Source organism: Pontibacillus sp. ALD_SL1, from assembly GCF_017355605.1.
Map to the genome: position 1 here is coordinate 94,642 of NZ_CP062974.1, position 18,427 is coordinate 113,068.

At 46.6% G+C, this 18,427-nt stretch carries 9 protein-coding genes, 9 tRNA genes and 6 rRNA genes; all 24 read left to right on the plus strand.

Features of this window, described 5'->3' with window-relative positions:
• Positions 1-122: 122 nt before the first annotated feature.
• Positions 123-920: a dihydropteroate synthase gene (gene folP, locus IMZ31_RS00470; RefSeq protein WP_207530256.1), complete on the plus strand. Its 798-nt coding sequence runs from the start codon at positions 123-125 to the stop codon at positions 918-920.
• Positions 913-1,281, plus strand: a complete 369-nt coding sequence (gene folB / locus IMZ31_RS00475; RefSeq protein WP_207528807.1) for a dihydroneopterin aldolase — start codon at positions 913-915, stop codon at positions 1,279-1,281. The genes folP and folB overlap by 8 nt, the downstream gene beginning before the upstream one ends.
• Complete coding sequence (folK, locus tag IMZ31_RS00480; protein WP_207528808.1) at positions 1,278-1,790, plus strand: 2-amino-4-hydroxy-6-hydroxymethyldihydropteridine diphosphokinase; 513 nt, start codon at positions 1,278-1,280, stop codon at positions 1,788-1,790. The genes folB and folK overlap by 4 nt, the downstream gene beginning before the upstream one ends.
• On the plus strand, positions 1,760-1,966 hold the full coding sequence (locus IMZ31_RS00485) for a helix-turn-helix domain-containing protein (protein WP_207528809.1): 207 nt from the start codon (positions 1,760-1,762) through the stop codon (positions 1,964-1,966). Before folK ends, IMZ31_RS00485 begins: the two co-directional genes overlap by 31 nt.
• A gap of 238 nt (positions 1,967-2,204) precedes the next feature.
• Entirely contained in the window at positions 2,205-3,689 is a 1,485-nt protein-coding gene (gene lysS / locus IMZ31_RS00490) for a lysine--tRNA ligase (protein ID WP_207528810.1), read from the plus strand.
• 658 nt (positions 3,690-4,347) lie between these two features.
• A 16S ribosomal RNA gene (locus IMZ31_RS00495) occupies positions 4,348-5,910 on the plus strand.
• A 213-nt stretch (positions 5,911-6,123) separates the two neighbouring features.
• Positions 6,124-9,038 (plus strand): 23S ribosomal RNA (locus tag IMZ31_RS00500).
• 134 nt (positions 9,039-9,172) lie between these two features.
• Positions 9,173-9,288, plus strand: a 5S ribosomal RNA gene (rrf, locus tag IMZ31_RS00505).
• Positions 9,289-9,299: 11 nt separating this feature from the next.
• A tRNA-Val gene (locus IMZ31_RS00510) sits at positions 9,300-9,375 on the plus strand.
• 26 nt (positions 9,376-9,401) lie between these two features.
• Positions 9,402-9,478: transfer RNA gene (locus IMZ31_RS00515), tRNA-Thr, on the plus strand.
• Positions 9,479-9,512: 34 nt separating this feature from the next.
• A tRNA-Lys gene (locus IMZ31_RS00520) sits at positions 9,513-9,588 on the plus strand.
• Between the two features lie 16 nt (positions 9,589-9,604).
• A tRNA-Leu gene (locus tag IMZ31_RS00525) sits at positions 9,605-9,689 on the plus strand.
• Positions 9,690-9,700: 11 nt separating this feature from the next.
• A tRNA-Gly gene (locus tag IMZ31_RS00530) sits at positions 9,701-9,775 on the plus strand.
• 13 nt (positions 9,776-9,788) lie between these two features.
• Positions 9,789-9,877, plus strand: a tRNA-Leu gene (locus IMZ31_RS00535).
• Between the two features lie 13 nt (positions 9,878-9,890).
• Positions 9,891-9,967 (plus strand) — tRNA-Arg (locus tag IMZ31_RS00540).
• 10 nt (positions 9,968-9,977) lie between these two features.
• A tRNA-Pro gene (locus IMZ31_RS00545) sits at positions 9,978-10,054 on the plus strand.
• Positions 10,055-10,068: 14 nt separating this feature from the next.
• A tRNA-Ala gene (locus tag IMZ31_RS00550) sits at positions 10,069-10,144 on the plus strand.
• 108 nt (positions 10,145-10,252) lie between these two features.
• Positions 10,253-11,815, plus strand: a 16S ribosomal RNA gene (locus IMZ31_RS00555).
• A 213-nt stretch (positions 11,816-12,028) separates the two neighbouring features.
• Positions 12,029-14,943: ribosomal RNA gene (locus IMZ31_RS00560) — 23S ribosomal RNA — on the plus strand.
• 199 nt (positions 14,944-15,142) lie between these two features.
• Positions 15,143-15,258: ribosomal RNA gene (rrf, locus tag IMZ31_RS00565) — 5S ribosomal RNA — on the plus strand.
• The 16S, 23S and 5S rRNA genes sit together here with 9 tRNA genes alongside, the layout of an rRNA operon.
• Before the next feature lie 204 nt (positions 15,259-15,462).
• Positions 15,463-16,152: an MgtC/SapB family protein gene (locus IMZ31_RS00570; RefSeq protein WP_371825467.1), complete on the plus strand. Its 690-nt coding sequence runs from the start codon at positions 15,463-15,465 to the stop codon at positions 16,150-16,152.
• A 155-nt stretch (positions 16,153-16,307) separates the two neighbouring features.
• A complete protein-coding gene (locus IMZ31_RS00575; protein ID WP_207528811.1) occupies positions 16,308-16,772 on the plus strand; it encodes a CtsR family transcriptional regulator in 465 nt (154 codons plus the stop codon).
• Between the two features lie 16 nt (positions 16,773-16,788).
• Positions 16,789-17,343 carry a protein-arginine kinase activator protein McsA gene (locus IMZ31_RS00580; protein ID WP_207528812.1) on the plus strand — a complete coding sequence of 185 codons (555 nt, stop codon included), beginning with the start codon at positions 16,789-16,791 and terminating at the stop codon, positions 17,341-17,343.
• Complete coding sequence (locus IMZ31_RS00585) at positions 17,343-18,407, plus strand: protein-arginine kinase McsB (RefSeq protein WP_207528813.1); 1,065 nt, start codon at positions 17,343-17,345, stop codon at positions 18,405-18,407. Before IMZ31_RS00580 ends, IMZ31_RS00585 begins: the two co-directional genes overlap by 1 nt.
• The last annotated feature ends 20 nt before the right edge of the window (positions 18,408-18,427 follow it).

Here is an 18,427-nt window from a genome sequence, read left to right on the forward strand (position 1 = left end):
GGTAAACTTTATCAGTATGATTATCTTGCTTAGATTGTGTACAATAGAATAGGAATCTAGAACGGCAGTAAAAGGAGCTATGTAAAGTGACCATTCTTCGCACTAAAGAGAAGACGTATGATATGACGAAAGAAACGCTTGTAATGGGAATCTTAAATGCTACCCCTGACTCTTTTTCAGATGGTGGGCAGTATGATGAAGTGGAGGCTGCCGTGCAGCAAGCCAAACAAATGCAAGCAGATGGAGCTCACATCATAGATATTGGCGGTGAATCTACGAGGCCTGGTCATGAGCCAGTAACTGAAAGTGAAGAACTAAGAAGGGTTATCCCCATTATTCAAGCGTTACAGAAAGAAGTTACGATTCCAATATCGGTTGATACGTATAAAGCAGAAGTAGCTAGGCAAGCGTTAGAAGCAGGGGCTTCTATCATTAATGATGTGTGGGGGGCTAAGGAGGATCCGCAAATGGCTCAAGTTGCCGCTGCTTATCAAGTCCCCATTATTCTTATGCACAACCGGAAGGATCGAAACTATACAAATTTAATAGAAGATATGAAAATAGATCTGAAAGAAAGCGTTGAGTTAGTTAAGGAAGCAGGGGTTAAGAAGGAGAACATTCTTTTAGACCCAGGTGTGGGATTTGCAAAGACCCCTGATCAGAACCTATTTGTCATGAACCACTTATGGGAAATCACCTCACTTGGATACCCTGTTTTACTTGGGACTTCGAGAAAATCCTTTATTGGTCAAGTGCTTGATCTACCTGTTGAGGAACGCATGGAAGGTACAGGGGCTACGGTTTGTTATGGTATGACCCAAGGCATTAAACTTGTTAGAGTTCACGATGTGAAATCAATTGCTAGAATGACAAAAATGATGGATAAAATGCTTGAGAAGGGGAGAAGCGATGATGGATAAGATACTTATGAAGCAGATGGCATTTTACGGCTACCACGGTTTATTTCCTGAAGAGAATAAATTGGGGCAGCGCTTTAAAGTGGATCTTGCTTTGGAGTTAGATTTAAAGGAAGCGGGTCAAACGGATAATATGGAAAAGAGTATTAATTATGGCCGCATTTATGAGGTGACAAAAGATGTGGTTGAAGGAGAAGCCAAGCAATTAGTAGAAACTGTGGCTGAAACAATTGCATCAGAATTACTTGCACGTTTTGATAAGCTTCAAGCTTGTACGGTGACGGTAATTAAACCGGACCCACCCATACCGGGTCACTACGAATCTGTGGCAATCGAAATTTATAGGGAGCGAACAACTAGATGAAGGAAGCATATATTGCGCTTGGATCCAACATATCCCCTAAAGCCGATTACCTTGAAAAATCCCTGAACAGATTGGAAGAGCAAGAGGATATTGAAGTTTTACAGGCTTCTCCTATTTATGAAACAGTCCCTGTGGGTTATACTGAACAAAGTGATTTTCTAAATATGGTAGCTCATATTCAAACTTCATTATCTGCTTTTAAACTATTGGAAGTATGCCAGGAGATTGAACAGGACCTTGGTCGTGAACGAACGATTAAATGGGGGCCTCGTACAATCGACCTTGACATTTTATTATATAATCAAGAAAATATTGAAACAGAACAATTAGTTATACCACATCCTAGATTACATGAACGAGCTTTTGTACTCGTGCCATTGGCAGAGCTTGATCCAAACTTAATCGTTCCTGTCATCCATAAATCTGTTTCAGATTTACTAGCTGCATTAGCAGATGAGGAGAAAGAAGGAATTGCAAAATGGAAGCCGAAAAATGGGGTAAACGAATAAGGGCCTATAGGAAGCTGAAAGGTTATACTCAAGCTGGCTTTGCTAAGACATTGGGGATATCGGTATCTGTTTTAGGCGAGATCGAAAGAGGGGCTCGATTACCAAACGAAAGAGTCATTAACAAAATTTCGATTGAACTGAAGATCCCTCTACAAGAATTAGCCCCAAGGGAATAAATAGAAATGAAGACCTAACATGAAAGGGAAGGTTCATAAACGTAGAATAGATGAAACTACTTCCCGCTAACAGCTTTTTGCTACCCTTAACAAATATGTAGAAGATCTAAAAGAGCACGAATGATGGATTCGTAATGTTACAAATAAGAAGTTTGCCATCCATGACCCTATTCTATATTTGAAGCTTATGGATACTTATACTTTTTGTTTAGACAAGCTATAAATTGGAGTGATAAACATGACAGAAGAATTGAATGACCATATGCGCGTACGTCGCGAAAAACTAGCGTCATATGCTGAACAAGGTATTGACCCTTTCGGTGATAAATATGAACGTACGCACTCATCGGAAGACTTAAAAGAATCGTACGATCAGTTTTCTAAAGAGGAACTTGAAGATAAAGCGATTGAAGTAACCATAGCTGGCCGTATTATGACTAAACGTGGAAAAGGGAAAGCTGGATTCGCTCACTTGCAAGATCTGAAAGGACAGATTCAAATTTATGTTCGAAAAGATACAGTAGGCGAAGAACCATATGAACTTTTCGGTACAGCAGACATGGGAGATATTGTAGGGGTTACTGGTAAGATGTTTAAGACAAAAGTAGGTGAACTTTCTGTTAAAGCAACAGAATTTCACATGCTGACGAAATCTCTGCGTCCGTTACCTGAGAAATTCCATGGACTTAAGGATGTAGAACAACGATATCGTCAACGTTATTTAGACTTGATTACAAACCCAACAAGCCGTGATACGTTTGTTACTCGCAGTAAAATAATTCAGTCTATGCGTCGTTACTTCGATGACCTAGGTTTCTTAGAAGTAGAGACACCAACAATGCATGCTATTCCAGGGGGAGCATCTGCCCGTCCATTTATTACACATCACAACGCATTAGACATGCCGTTATATATGCGCATTGCTATTGAATTGCACCTGAAGCGTCTAATCGTTGGTGGTATGGAGAAGGTTTATGAGATCGGTCGCGTTTTCCGTAATGAAGGTGTATCTACAAGGCACAATCCAGAGTTCACAATGCTAGAGCTTTATGAAGCGTATGCAGACTTCCATGATGTGATGGCTCTGACGGAAGAAGTTATTGCTCATATAGCTAAGGATGTATTAGGTACAACAACTGTACAATATGGAGATTATGAAATAAATCTTGAGCCAAGATGGACCCGTCTTCATATGGTAGATGCTATTAAAGATTATACGGGTGTAGACTTCTGGCAGGAGATGTCTGATGAAGAAGCAAAAGCTCTTGCTAAAGAAAATGGGATTGATATTGAAGACAACATGACTTACGGGCACATCGTGAATGAATTCTTTGAACAGCGAGTGGAAGATAAGTTAATTCAACCAACGTTTGTGTATGGACATCCGCTTGAGATCTCTCCTTTAGCGAAGAAGAATAAAGATGACGGCCGTTTCACGGATCGTTTCGAATTGTTTATAGTAGGTCGCGAACATGCTAACGCATTTTCTGAGCTTAATGATCCTATTGATCAACGCCAGCGCTTTGAAGCGCAAGTTAAAGAAAGAGAAGAAGGTAATGATGAAGCTCATCTTATGGATGAAGACTTCTTAGAAGCTCTTGAGTACGGGTTGCCGCCAACAGGTGGATTGGGGATTGGTATTGATCGCCTTGTAATGCTCCTCACGAACTCACCGTCTATTCGTGATGTACTGCTATTCCCGCAGATGAGAAGCCGCGACTAATAACATAAAACTCCCCTCTGCACATGCAGAGGGGAGTTTTTAATAAGTACAAAGTCAACAGTGTCTGGTCAATAAGTTAGCAAAAAAACTGTCATGCCAGTAGATAATGTAGTTATCAGATTCATTTGAATTAACTTAAAACTAAAAAGTTGTTAAAATGCCTTGCATAACTAAAGCATACCATGGTACATTATTAAACGTTGCGTTAACAACAACGCAAACAACAAAACGATCTTGAGGCAGTGTTCATCAAACACATCGCCTTCCTTATTAAATGGAAAGAGATCAGGTTGAAAACAGAGATCAAAAAAACTTCAAAAAAGTTATTGACTCAAAATCAACCGCATGATAAGATGTTTAAGTCGCTGTTAAACGACATGAACAACAAAACGATCCTGAGGCAGTGTTCAACGAACACATCGCCCTCCTAATTAAATGAGAAGAGATCGGGTTGAAAACAGAGATCAAAAAAACTTCAAAAAAGTTATTGACTCAAAATCAACCACATGATAAGATGTTTAAGTCGCTGTTAAACAGCGGGCAACACACAAAGAAACATTTGATCTTTGAAAACTGAACGAAACAACATGTAACGTCAATGTCTTTAAATTATTTTTAAAGCCAGTAATCATTTATTTGATGCTAGGCAAACTCTAACTTTATGGAGAGTTTGATCTTGGCTCAGGACGAACGCTGGCGGCGTGCCTAATACATGCAAGTCGAGCGCGTGAAGCAACATGATCCCTTCGGGGTGATTGTTGTGGATCGAGCGGCGGACGGGTGAGTAACACGTGGGCAACCTACCCATGAGATCGGGATAACTCCGGGAAACCGGAGCTAATACCGAATAACCCAGTGAACTGCATGGTTCACTGGTAAAAGGCGGTTTCGGCCGTCACTCATGGATGGGCCCGCGGCGCATTAGCTAGTTGGTAAGGTAACGGCTTACCAAGGCGACGATGCGTAGCCGACCTGAGAGGGTGATCGGCCACACTGGGACTGAGACACGGCCCAGACTCCTACGGGAGGCAGCAGTAGGGAATCTTCCGCAATGGACGAAAGTCTGACGGAGCAACGCCGCGTGAACGATGAAGGTCTTCGGATCGTAAAGTTCTGTTGTTAGGGAAGAACAAGTACCAGAGGAAATGCTGGTACCTTGACGGTACCTAACCAGAAAGCCACGGCTAACTACGTGCCAGCAGCCGCGGTAATACGTAGGTGGCAAGCGTTGTCCGGAATTATTGGGCGTAAAGCGCGCGCAGGCGGTTTCTTAAGTCTGATGTGAAAGCCCACAGCTCAACTGTGGAGGGCCATTGGAAACTGGGGAACTTGAGTACAGAAGAGGAGAGTGGAATTCCACGTGTAGCGGTGAAATGCGTAGATATGTGGAGGAACACCAGTGGCGAAGGCGACTCTCTGGTCTGTAACTGACGCTGAGGCGCGAAAGCGTGGGTAGCAAACAGGATTAGATACCCTGGTAGTCCACGCCGTAAACGTTGAGTGCTAGGTGTTAGGGGGTTTCCGCCCCTTAGTGCTGAAGTTAACGCATTAAGCACTCCGCCTGGGGAGTACGGCCGCAAGGCTGAAACTCAAAAGAATTGACGGGGGCCCGCACAAGCGGTGGAGCATGTGGTTTAATTCGAAGCAACGCGAAGAACCTTACCAGGTCTTGACATCTTCCGCTATCCCTAGAGATAGGGAGTTCCCTTCGGGGACGGAATGACAGGTGGTGCATGGTTGTCGTCAGCTCGTGTCGTGAGATGTTGGGTTAAGTCCCGCAACGAGCGCAACCCCTAATCTTAGTTGCCAGCATTCAGTTGGGCACTCTAAGGTGACTGCCGGTGACAAACCGGAGGAAGGCGGGGATGACGTCAAATCATCATGCCCCTTATGACCTGGGCTACACACGTGCTACAATGGATGGTACAGAGGGCTGCGAGATCGCGAGGTCAAGCAAATCTCAAAAAACCATTCTCAGTTCGGATTGCAGGCTGCAACTCGCCTGTATGAAGCCGGAATCGCTAGTAATCGCAGGTCAGCATACTGCGGTGAATACGTTCCCGGGCCTTGTACACACCGCCCGTCACACCACGAGAGTTGGCAACACCCGAAGTCGGTGAGGTAACCTTTTTGGAGCCAGCCGCCGAAGGTGGGGCCAATGATTGGGGTGAAGTCGTAACAAGGTAGCCGTATCGGAAGGTGCGGCTGGATCACCTCCTTTCTAAGGATATTACGGAACTAGCGAGTCCTTCGGGACTTGCTAGCAGGCACATACTGTGCCATTAAACCATTGACCATGTTTGTTTCGTTCGGTTTTGGAAGCTCAAATGCTTTCAAACAGTACCTTGAAAACTAGATAAGAATTAGACATCAAACCAACGTTAGATTTAACGTAAGCATCATTATGATGCGTCTTTTCACATTGATTTTAGATAGTTAAGTGAATAAGGGCGCACGGTGGATGCCTTGGCACTAGGAGCCGATGAAGGACGGGACTAACACCGATATGCTTCGGGGAGCCGTAAGTAGGCTATGATCCGGAGATTTCCGAATGGGGAAACCCACTACCCGTAATGGGGTAGGATCCTTAACTGAATACATAGGTTAAGGAAGGTAGACTCGGGGAACTGAAACATCTCAGTACCCGAAGGAAGAGAAAGCAAACGCGATTTCCTGAGTAGCGGCGAGCGAAACGGAATTAGCCCAAACCAGAGAGCTTGCTCTCTGGGGTTGTAGGACACTCCATTGGAGTTACAAAGAAACAAGATAGATGAATGATCTGGAACGGTCAGCCGAAGAAGGTAACGGCCCTGTAGTCAAAATCTTGTTTCCTCCGGAGTGGATCCTGAGTACGGCGGAACACGAGGAATTCCGTCGGAATCCGGGAGGACCATCTCCCAAGGCTAAATACTCCCTAGTGACCGATAGTGAACCAGTACCGTGAGGGAAAGGTGAAAAGCACCCCGGGAGGGGAGTGAAATAGAACCTGAAACCGTGTGCCTACAAGTAGTTGGAGCCCGTTAATGGGTGACAGCGTACCTTTTGTAGAATGGACCGGCGAGTTACGATCCCATGCAAGGTTAAGATGAAAAATCGGAGCCGCAGCGAAAGCGAGTCTGAATAGGGCGAAATAGTATGTGGTCGTAGACCCGAAACCGTGTGATCTACCCATGTCCAGGGTGAAGGCCAGGTAACACTGGCTGGAGGCCCGAACCCACGCACGTTGAAAAGTGCGGGGATGAGGTGTGGGTAGCGGTGAAATGCCAATCGAACACGGAGATAGCTGGTTCTCTCCGAAATAGCTTTAGGGCTAGCCTCAAGGTAAGAGTCTTGGAGGTAGAGCACTGATTGGACTAGGGGCCCTCATCGGGTTACCGAATTCAGTCAAACTCCGAATGCCAACGACTCATCCTTGGGAGTCAGACTGCGAGTGATAAGGTCCGTAGTCGAGAGGGGAACAGCCCAGACCACCAGCTAAGGTCCCTAAGTTTATGTTAAGTGGAAAAGGATGTGGAGTTGCTCAGACAACCAGGATGTTGGCTTAGAAGCAGCCATCATTTAAAGAGTGCGTAATAGCTCACTGGTCGAGTGACTCTGCGCCGAAAATGTACCGGGGCTAAACATAACACCGAAGCTGTGGATTGTTCTTACGAACAATGGTAGGAGAGCGTTCTAAGTGCTGTGAAGTCAGACCGTAAGGACTGGTGGAGCGCTTAGAAGTGAGAATGCCGGTATGAGTAGCGAAAGAAGAGTGAGAATCTCTTCCACCGTAAGTCTAAGGTTTCCTGAGGAAGGCTCGTCCGCTCAGGGTTAGTCGGGACCTAAGCCGAGGCCGAAAGGCGTAGGCGATGGATAACAGGTTGATATTCCTGTACCACCTCCTTTCCGTTTGAATGACGGGGGGACGCAGTAGGATAGGGAATCCGCTCCACTGGATGTGAGCGGCCAAGCAGTGAGTGAGATGCATAGGCAAATCCGTGCATCAATCACAAGCTGTGATGGGGAGGGAACTATAGTACCGAAGTTCCTGATTTCACACTGCCAAGAAAAGCCTCTAATGAGGAAAGAGGTGCCCGTACCGCAAACCGACACAGGTAGACGAGGAGAGTATCCTAAGGTGATCGGGAGAACTCTTGTTAAGGAACTCGGCAAAATGACCCCGTAACTTCGGGAGAAGGGGTGCTCCTTCATAGGAGGAGCCGCAGTGAAAAGGCCCAATCGACTGTTTAGCAAAAACACAGGTCTCTGCGAAACCGAAAGGTGAAGTATAGGGGCTGACACCTGCCCGGTGCTGGAAGGTTAAGGGGATGAGTTAGCTTATGCGAAGCTTTGAACCGAAGCCCCAGTAAACGGCGGCCGTAACTATAACGGTCCTAAGGTAGCGAAATTCCTTGTCGGGTAAGTTCCGACCCGCACGAAAGGTGCAACGAATTGGGCACTGTCTCAACAAGAGACCCGGTGAAATTATACTATGCGTGAAGATGCGCATTACCCGCGACAGGACGGAAAGACCCCGTGGAGCTTTACTGTAGCCTGATATTGAATGTTGGTACAGCTTGTACAGGATAGGTGGGAGCCGTCGATACCGGAGCGCTAGCTTCGGTGGAGGCATCCGTGGGATACCACCCTGGCTGTATTGACATTCTAACCCAGGACCGTGATCCGGTCCGGAGACAGTGTCAGGTGGGCAGTTTGACTGGGGCGGTCGCCTCCCAAAAAGTAACGGAGGCGCCCAAAGGTTCCCTCAGAATGGTTGGAAATCATTCGCAGAGTGCAAAGGCACAAGGGAGCTTGACTGCGAGACCTACAAGTCGAGCAGGGACGAAAGTCGGGCTTAGTGATCCGGCGGTGCCGCATGGAAGGGCCGTCGCTCAACGGATAAAAGCTACCCCGGGGATAACAGGCTTATCTCCCCCAAGAGTCCACATCGACGGGGAGGTTTGGCACCTCGATGTCGGCTCATCGCATCCTGGGGCTGTAGTCGGTCCCAAGGGTTGGGCTGTTCGCCCATTAAAGCGGTACGCGAGCTGGGTTCAGAACGTCGTGAGACAGTTCGGTCCCTATCCGTCGTGGGCGTTGGAAATTTGAGGAGAGCTGTCCTTAGTACGAGAGGACCGGGATGGACGCACCGCTGGTGCACCAGTTGTTCCGCCAGGAGCACAGCTGGGTAGCTACGTGCGGAAGGGATAAGTGCTGAAAGCATCTAAGCATGAAGCCCACTTCAAGATGAGATTTCCCATCACTTCGAGTGAGTAAGATTCCTTGTAGACGACAAGGTTGATAGGTCGGAGGTGGAAGCGTGGTGACACGTGCAGCTGACCGATACTAATAAATCGAGGGCTTATCTAACTAAAGTGAAAAAACGGTTATGTCATAATTCTTATCTAGTTTTGAAGGTACTTAGAAAATTCTAAAATACCTGTTGACTTTACTCGATAGATAAAGTACAATATATCTTGTCCTTGCAAAAAGGATCAATAAGGTCTGGCGGTTTTGGCGAAGAGGTCACACCTGTTCCCATGCCGAACACAGAAGTTAAGCTCTTCAGCGCCGATGGTAGTTGGGGTTTCACCCCCGCGAGAGTAGGACGCCGCCAGGCTTTATAAATATGGAGGATTAGCTCAGCTGGGAGAGCACCTGCCTTACAAGCAGGGGGTCGGTGGTTCGAGCCCGCCATCCTCCACCATTTCTTTCTAAAACTAAAGATCGTAAGCCGACCTAGCTCAATCTGGCAGAGCAACTGACTTGTAATCAGTAGGTTGGGGGTTCGAGTCCCTCGGTCGGCACCATTTCGATTTTAATACGTCTGATATAGATTAGTAAGAGCCATTAGCTCAGTTGGTAGAGCATCTGACTTTTAATCAGAGGGTCGGAGGTTCGAATCCTCCATGGCTCACCATTGTTTTTCACACCGTGCGGGTGTGGCGGAATTGGCAGACGCGCTAGACTTAGGATCTAGTGTCTCTCGACGTGGGGGTTCAAGTCCCTCCACCCGCACCATAACTTAATAAGCGGAAGTAGTTCAGTGGTAGAACACCACCTTGCCAAGGTGGGGGTCGCGGGTTCGAATCCCGTCTTCCGCTCCATTATAAAAGTCCTGCCGGGGTGGCGGAATTGGCAGACGCACAGGACTTAAAATCCTGCGGTAGGTAACTACCGTGCCGGTTCGAGTCCGGCCCTCGGTACCATTGCAAATACTAAGCGCCCGTAGCTCAATTGGATAGAGCGTTTGACTACGGATCAAGAGGTTAGGGGTTCGACTCCTCTCGGGCGCGCCATTTTCTATTACGGGAAGTAGCTCAGCTTGGTAGAGCACATGGTTTGGGACCATGGGGTCGCAGGTTCGAATCCTGTCTTCCCGACCATTTTCCTTAAATATGGGGCCTTAGCTCAGATGGGAGAGCGCCTGCTTTGCACGCAGGAGGTCAGCGGTTCGATCCCGCTAGGCTCCACCATTAAAACATTTGATCTTTGAAAACTGAACGAAACAACATGTAACGTCAATGTCTTTGAATTATTTTTAAAGCCAGTAATCATTTATTTGATGCTAGGCAAACTCTAACTTTATGGAGAGTTTGATCTTGGCTCAGGACGAACGCTGGCGGCGTGCCTAATACATGCAAGTCGAGCGCGTGAAGCAACATGATCCCTTCGGGGTGATTGTTGTGGATCGAGCGGCGGACGGGTGAGTAACACGTGGGCAACCTACCCATGAGATCGGGATAACTCCGGGAAACCGGAGCTAATACCGAATAACCCAGTGAACTGCATGGTTCACTGGTAAAAGGCGGTTTCGGCCGTCACTCATGGATGGGCCCGCGGCGCATTAGCTAGTTGGTAAGGTAACGGCTTACCAAGGCGACGATGCGTAGCCGACCTGAGAGGGTGATCGGCCACACTGGGACTGAGACACGGCCCAGACTCCTACGGGAGGCAGCAGTAGGGAATCTTCCGCAATGGACGAAAGTCTGACGGAGCAACGCCGCGTGAACGATGAAGGTCTTCGGATCGTAAAGTTCTGTTGTTAGGGAAGAACAAGTACCAGAGGAAATGCTGGTACCTTGACGGTACCTAACCAGAAAGCCACGGCTAACTACGTGCCAGCAGCCGCGGTAATACGTAGGTGGCAAGCGTTGTCCGGAATTATTGGGCGTAAAGCGCGCGCAGGCGGTTTCTTAAGTCTGATGTGAAAGCCCACAGCTCAACTGTGGAGGGCCATTGGAAACTGGGGAACTTGAGTACAGAAGAGGAGAGTGGAATTCCACGTGTAGCGGTGAAATGCGTAGATATGTGGAGGAACACCAGTGGCGAAGGCGACTCTCTGGTCTGTAACTGACGCTGAGGCGCGAAAGCGTGGGTAGCAAACAGGATTAGATACCCTGGTAGTCCACGCCGTAAACGTTGAGTGCTAGGTGTTAGGGGGTTTCCGCCCCTTAGTGCTGAAGTTAACGCATTAAGCACTCCGCCTGGGGAGTACGGCCGCAAGGCTGAAACTCAAAAGAATTGACGGGGGCCCGCACAAGCGGTGGAGCATGTGGTTTAATTCGAAGCAACGCGAAGAACCTTACCAGGTCTTGACATCTTCCGCTATCCCTAGAGATAGGGAGTTCCCTTCGGGGACGGAATGACAGGTGGTGCATGGTTGTCGTCAGCTCGTGTCGTGAGATGTTGGGTTAAGTCCCGCAACGAGCGCAACCCCTAATCTTAGTTGCCAGCATTCAGTTGGGCACTCTAAGGTGACTGCCGGTGACAAACCGGAGGAAGGCGGGGATGACGTCAAATCATCATGCCCCTTATGACCTGGGCTACACACGTGCTACAATGGATGGTACAGAGGGCTGCGAGATCGCGAGGTCAAGCAAATCTCAAAAAACCATTCTCAGTTCGGATTGCAGGCTGCAACTCGCCTGTATGAAGCCGGAATCGCTAGTAATCGCAGGTCAGCATACTGCGGTGAATACGTTCCCGGGCCTTGTACACACCGCCCGTCACACCACGAGAGTTGGCAACACCCGAAGTCGGTGAGGTAACCTTTTTGGAGCCAGCCGCCGAAGGTGGGGCCAATGATTGGGGTGAAGTCGTAACAAGGTAGCCGTATCGGAAGGTGCGGCTGGATCACCTCCTTTCTAAGGATATTACGGAACTAGCGAGTCCTTCGGGACTTGCTAGCAGGCACATACTGTGCCATTAAACCATTGACCATGTTTGTTTCGTTCGGTTTTGGAAGCTCAAATGCTTTCAAACAGTACCTTGAAAACTAGATAAGAATTAGACATCAAACCAACGTTAGATTTAACGTAAGCATCATTATGATGCGTCTTTTCACATTGATTTTAGATAGTTAAGTGAATAAGGGCGCACGGTGGATGCCTTGGCACTAGGAGCCGATGAAGGACGGGACTAACACCGATATGCTTCGGGGAGCCGTAAGTAGGCTATGATCCGGAGATTTCCGAATGGGGAAACCCACTACCCGTAATGGGGTAGGATCCTTAACTGAATACATAGGTTAAGGAAGGTAGACTCGGGGAACTGAAACATCTCAGTACCCGAAGGAAGAGAAAGCAAACGCGATTTCCTGAGTAGCGGCGAGCGAAACGGAATTAGCCCAAACCAGAGAGCTTGCTCTCTGGGGTTGTAGGACACTCCATTGGAGTTACAAAGAAACAAGATAGATGAATGATCTGGAACGGTCAGCCGAAGAAGGTAACGGCCCTGTAGTCAAAATCTTGTTTCCTCCGGAGTGGATCCTGAGTACGGCGGAACACGAGGAATTCCGTCGGAATCCGGGAGGACCATCTCCCAAGGCTAAATACTCCCTAGTGACCGATAGTGAACCAGTACCGTGAGGGAAAGGTGAAAAGCACCCCGGGAGGGGAGTGAAATAGAACCTGAAACCGTGTGCCTACAAGTAGTTGGAGCCCGTTAATGGGTGACAGCGTACCTTTTGTAGAATGGACCGGCGAGTTACGATCCCATGCAAGGTTAAGATGAAAAATCGGAGCCGCAGCGAAAGCGAGTCTGAATAGGGCGAAATAGTATGTGGTCGTAGACCCGAAACCGTGTGATCTACCCATGTCCAGGGTGAAGGCCAGGTAACACTGGCTGGAGGCCCGAACCCACGCACGTTGAAAAGTGCGGGGATGAGGTGTGGGTAGCGGTGAAATGCCAATCGAACACGGAGATAGCTGGTTCTCTCCGAAATAGCTTTAGGGCTAGCCTCAAGGTAAGAGTCTTGGAGGTAGAGCACTGATTGGACTAGGGGCCCTCATCGGGTTACCGAATTCAGTCAAACTCCGAATGCCAACGACTCATCCTTGGGAGTCAGACTGCGAGTGATAAGGTCCGTAGTCGAGAGGGGAACAGCCCAGACCACCAGCTAAGGTCCCTAAGTTTATGTTAAGTGGAAAAGGATGTGGAGTTGCTCAGACAACCAGGATGTTGGCTTAGAAGCAGCCATCATTTAAAGAGTGCGTAATAGCTCACTGGTCGAGTGACTCTGCGCCGAAAATGTACCGGGGCTAAACATAACACCGAAGCTGTGGATTGTTCTTACGAACAATGGTAGGAGAGCGTTCTAAGTGCTGTGAAGTCAGACCGTAAGGACTGGTGGAGCGCTTAGAAGTGAGAATGCCGGTATGAGTAGCGAAAGAAGAGTGAGAATCTCTTCCACCGTAAGTCTAAGGTTTCCTGAGGAAGGCTCGTCCGCTCAGGGTTAGTCGGGACCTAAGCCGAGGCCGAAAGGCGTAGGCGATGGATAACAGGTTGATATTCCTGTACCACCTCCTTTCCGTTTGAATGACGGGGGGACGCAGTAGGATAGGGAATCCGCTCCACTGGATGTGAGCGGCCAAGCAGTGAGTGAGATGCATAGGCAAATCCGTGCATCAATCACAAGCTGTGATGGGGAGGGAACTATAGTACCGAAGTTCCTGATTTCACACTGCCAAGAAAAGCCTCTAATGAGGAAAGAGGTGCCCGTACCGCAAACCGACACAGGTAGACGAGGAGAGTATCCTAAGGTGATCGGGAGAACTCTTGTTAAGGAACTCGGCAAAATGACCCCGTAACTTCGGGAGAAGGGGTGCTCCTTCATAGGAGGAGCCGCAGTGAAAAGGCCCAATCGACTGTTTAGCAAAAACACAGGTCTCTGCGAAACCGAAAGGTGAAGTATAGGGGCTGACACCTGCCCGGTGCTGGAAGGTTAAGGGGATGAGTTAGCTTATGCGAAGCTTTGAACCGAAGCCCCAGTAAACGGCGGCCGTAACTATAACGGTCCTAAGGTAGCGAAATTCCTTGTCGGGTAAGTTCCGACCCGCACGAAAGGTGCAACGAATTGGGCACTGTCTCAACAAGAGACCCGGTGAAATTATACTATGCGTGAAGATGCGCATTACCCGCGACAGGACGGAAAGACCCCGTGGAGCTTTACTGTAGCCTGATATTGAATGTTGGTACAGCTTGTACAGGATAGGTGGGAGCCGTCGATACCGGAGCGCTAGCTTCGGTGGAGGCATCCGTGGGATACCACCCTGGCTGTATTGACATTCTAACCCAGGACCGTGATCCGGTCCGGAGACAGTGTCAGGTGGGCAGTTTGACTGGGGCGGTCGCCTCCCAAAAAGTAACGGAGGCGCCCAAAGGTTCCCTCAGAATGGTTGGAAATCATTCGCAGAGTGCAAAGGCACAAGGGAGCTTGACTGCGAGACCTACAAGTCGAGCAGGGACGAAAGTCGGGCTTAGTGATCCGGCGGTGCCGCATGGAAGGGCCGTCGCTCAACGGATAAAAGCTACCCCGGGGATAACAGGCTTATCTCCCCCAAGAGTCCACATCGACGGGGAGGTTTGGCACCTCGATGTCGGCTCATCGCATCCTGGGGCTGTAGTCGGTCCCAAGGGTTGGGCTGTTCGCCCATTAAAGCGGTACGCGAGCTGGGTTCAGAACGTCGTGAGACAGTTCGGTCCCTATCCGTCGTGGGCGTTGGAAATTTGAGGAGAGCTGTCCTTAGTACGAGAGGACCGGGATGGACGCACCGCTGGTGCACCAGTTGTTCCGCCAGGAGCACAGCTGGGTAGCTACGTGCGGAAGGGATAAGTGCTGAAAGCATCTAAGCATGAAGCCCACTTCAAGATGAGATTTCCCATCACTTCGAGTGAGTAAGATTCCTTGTAGACGACAAGGTTGATAGGTCGGAGGTGGAAGCGTGGTGACACGTGCAGCTGACCGATACTAATAAATCGAGGGCTTATCTATCTAAAGCGCAAACGACCGCTTAGACCCGTACGGATAAGACAGCTTCTTGGAAAAGGCGATTAGCCTTTGGAAAGAAGATGACTTATACGCTAGGGTCTGGGAGTTGGAGCTGGAAGCCAGTTCAAGCGCAAAAACGTAAAAGGCACGATGTCTTAATTCTTATCTAGTTTTGAAGGTACTCCTTCAAACAAAACAATAGTATGGCGGTTTTGGCGAAGAGGTCACACCTGTTCCCATGCCGAACACAGAAGTTAAGCTCTTCAGCGCCGATGGTAGTCGGGGTTTCACCCCCGCAAGAGTAGGACGCCGCCATGCAACGTAACCTCAAAGGATATGATCCTTTGAGGTTTTTTGTGTTTTATTTGTACTAAATTCTCCTCCACATATTTGATTAATCCATAGTGAAAAAGGGTAAATGATAAAGATCCTCCTCTCGACTTAATATAATTTAGCTGTGGTTTATTCATAACCTAGAAGCACAACTACGTATATTAGTTATAAGAACATCGGAGGGATTTGATGTCGATGGAGACCTTCTTTAATGATTACTTATTGTTAATGACAGTTCGGCTTGTGACCGCCGTTGTACTATGTGGTTTAATCGGGTTTGAAAGAGAGATTAAAAACCATTCAGCAGGCTTTCGGACTCATATTCTAGTAGGTGTTGGGGCATGCGTGATGATGTTGCTATCCTTATACGGATTTGACCCTTACTTAAATAAGCATGACGGAATTCGTTTTGATCCCGCTCGTATTCCTTCATATGTGATTAGTGGTATCGGCTTTCTTGGTGCAGGTACAATCATGGTACATGGTGTGACGATTCGAGGTTTGACTACTGCTGCATCTATATGGGTCGTAGCAGGGCTTGGACTCGTTATTGGAGCTGGTATGTATGGGCCTGCTATCCTCACAACTGTAGTGGTGTTACTAAGCTTAATTGTACTTAATAATACAGAACGAATCTTTAAGCGGAAAAGTAAACATCATATTCAGATCGTGGTGTTTGAAGGGTTAGAAATGTCAAAGCTAATGGAAGCTTTCGAACACTTCGAGTTGGATATTAACCATGTTCAAATCGAAAATGAGATGAATGGTCAACGGAATATCTTAATTGAACTCGCTCATAATGCTCATTTTAAAGAAATAGAGCTTTTTGATCGCCTATCTACTGTCCCACATGTGAAGTGTGTATATCAGCGTAAGTAAACTCAGAAAATGTAGAAGTTTGTATGTCATAAAGTTGTGTGGATCTGGCAACAATGTTTATAGTGCATTTTAGTTGCAAACCATATTTAAATTTGTATAATGTAAGTATAGTCAAAGATAGTCAAAGTCAAAAAAGATTATTGAGGAGGGGGGCTATGCGGAATATATCCGATATCATTGAAGCACATTTGAAAGAGATCATTGAGAGTAGTAATCACAATGTTATCGAGATTAAGCGTAGTGAAATAGCAGAATCATTTCAATGTGTTCCCTCGCAGATTAATTACGTGATTAAAACACGGTTTACAGTGGAAAAAGGTTATATAGTAGAGAGTAAACGTGGTGGTGGCGGCTACATCAGAATAAGTCGTGTACAGCACCACGATAAAATGAAGTTATTAAACGAGCTAATTTTACTTATTCAACCACGTGTCACACAACAAGGAGCCATTGATGTTATAGAACGTTTGTTAGAAGAAGAATTAATTTCCGAACGTGAGGCTAGACTGATGGTAAGTGCTATCGCAAAAGATGTATTAGCTGTTCCGATTACTCTTCGTGATGAACTTAGATCAAGGATACTATCTTCTATGATATCGATCGTTAAGTACAAAGATTAAAAGGAGGGGACGGAAAATGGAGTGCCAAGAGTGCCATGAGCGTCCTGCATCTTTACATTTTACTCAAGTGGTAAATGGGCATAAAACAGAAGTTTATGTTTGTGAGAAATGCGCTTATGATAAGGGTTATATGTCGCAAGAGCAAGACTCACTTTCTTTGCATAACTTATTATCTGGATTATTTAACTTTGATTCCTTTCAGCTATCTGATTCAAAATCACATTCAGCCTCACACAGAGAGCCTCAAACATTAAAGTGTGATCATTGTGGTTTGACTTACGATGAATTTAAACGCGTTGGTAAGTTTGGATGTGCAAATTGTTACAAGACTTTTGATGAGAGATTAAATCCTATTTTCAGAAGGGTCCATAGCGGTAACACCATTCACAATGGCAAAGTTCCAAAACGTAAAGGTGGGCAATTGCATGTCCAAAGGGAAATGGATCAAAAGCGTTCCGAACTTCAAGCTTTAATTCACCAAGAAGAATTTGAAGAAGCAGCTAAGGTTCGCGACCAAATTCGCACCCTCGAAAGACAGTTGCATTCAGAACAAAGGGAGGGTGATCAGTAATGTCCCTCGAGCAGTTTATGAATGAAGCAATTAGTCCTTGGTTGAAAGAAGAAGGTCCTGATAGTGATATCGTCATGAGTAGTCGGATTCGATTGGCCAGAAACTTCGATCATATCCCATTTCCGATAGTTGCTGATCAGGAAGAATTAGAGCAAGTAGTTGAATTTTTTAAAGAAGAATATGAGGATCAATCTTTTGGTCCATATAAAGACTTTGAATTTATTCATATGAGTAAACTGAATCCTACTGAGAAGAGAGTGTTGGTGGAGAAACACTTAATTAGTCCTCACTTGTCTGACTATGCTAAGAATGGTGCAACTTTAATCTCTCAGAATGAGCAAGTATCTGTCATGGTTAATGAGGAAGATCATATCCGTGTGCAGCTTTATTTTCCTGGATTTCAGTTAGAGAAGGCTTTAGAGCAAGCATCTGATTTCGATGATTGGCTAGAAGAAAAGATTAACTTTGCATTTGACGAAAAGCGTGGCTATTTAACTAGTTGTCCAACAAATGTAGGTACAGGATTAAGAGCCTCCGTCATGATGCACCTCCCTGCGTTAACGATGACTCAACAAATGAGTCGGTTAATCCCAGCTATAAATCAATTAGGTTTAGTAGTTAGAGGAATTTATGGGGAAGGTAGCGAAGCAATAGGAAATATCTTTCAAATATCGAATCAGATTACGTTAGGTAAATCTGAGAGAGATATAGTAGATGATCTAAAAAGTGTTGTTGAACAATTAATTGAGCAAGAAAGAAATGCTCGCCAACAAATTATTCAACAAAACGGCATACAATTAGAAGATAAGATCTTTCGTTCATATGGAGTACTGGCTAACAGTCGTATTATAGAGTCTAAAGAAGCAGCAAAATGTCTCTCTGATGTGCGATTAGGAATAGACCTAGGATATATAAATAGCTTATCAAAAACCATCCTGAATGAATTAATGATCTTAACTCAGCCTGGATTTTTACAACAGTATGCACAGCAAAATCTATCTCCTGATGAAAGGGATGTTCGAAGAGCAGCCTTAATTCGGGAAAGACTAAACTTAGAAATATAATTAGACTAGGAGGGGTGCCC

What these genes read in the sequence shown, in the direction of transcription:
- lysS (WP_207528810.1), top strand. Translation starts at nt 2,205, where the DNA reads ATGACAGAAGAATTGAATGACCATATGCGCGTACGTCGCGAAAAACTA.
- IMZ31_RS00485 (WP_207528809.1), top strand. Translation starts at nt 1,760, where the DNA reads ATGGAAGCCGAAAAATGGGGTAAACGAATAAGGGCCTATAGGAAGCTG.
- IMZ31_RS00585 (WP_207528813.1), top strand. Translation starts at nt 17,343, where the DNA reads ATGTCCCTCGAGCAGTTTATGAATGAAGCAATTAGTCCTTGGTTGAAA.
- folK (WP_207528808.1), top strand. Translation starts at nt 1,278, where the DNA reads ATGAAGGAAGCATATATTGCGCTTGGATCCAACATATCCCCTAAAGCC.
- IMZ31_RS00570 (WP_371825467.1), top strand. Translation starts at nt 15,463, where the DNA reads ATGTCGATGGAGACCTTCTTTAATGATTACTTATTGTTAATGACAGTT.
- IMZ31_RS00580 (WP_207528812.1), top strand. Translation starts at nt 16,789, where the DNA reads ATGGAGTGCCAAGAGTGCCATGAGCGTCCTGCATCTTTACATTTTACT.
- IMZ31_RS00575 (WP_207528811.1), top strand. Translation starts at nt 16,308, where the DNA reads ATGCGGAATATATCCGATATCATTGAAGCACATTTGAAAGAGATCATT.
- folP (WP_207530256.1), top strand. Translation starts at nt 123, where the DNA reads ATGACGAAAGAAACGCTTGTAATGGGAATCTTAAATGCTACCCCTGAC.
- folB (WP_207528807.1), top strand. Translation starts at nt 913, where the DNA reads ATGGATAAGATACTTATGAAGCAGATGGCATTTTACGGCTACCACGGT.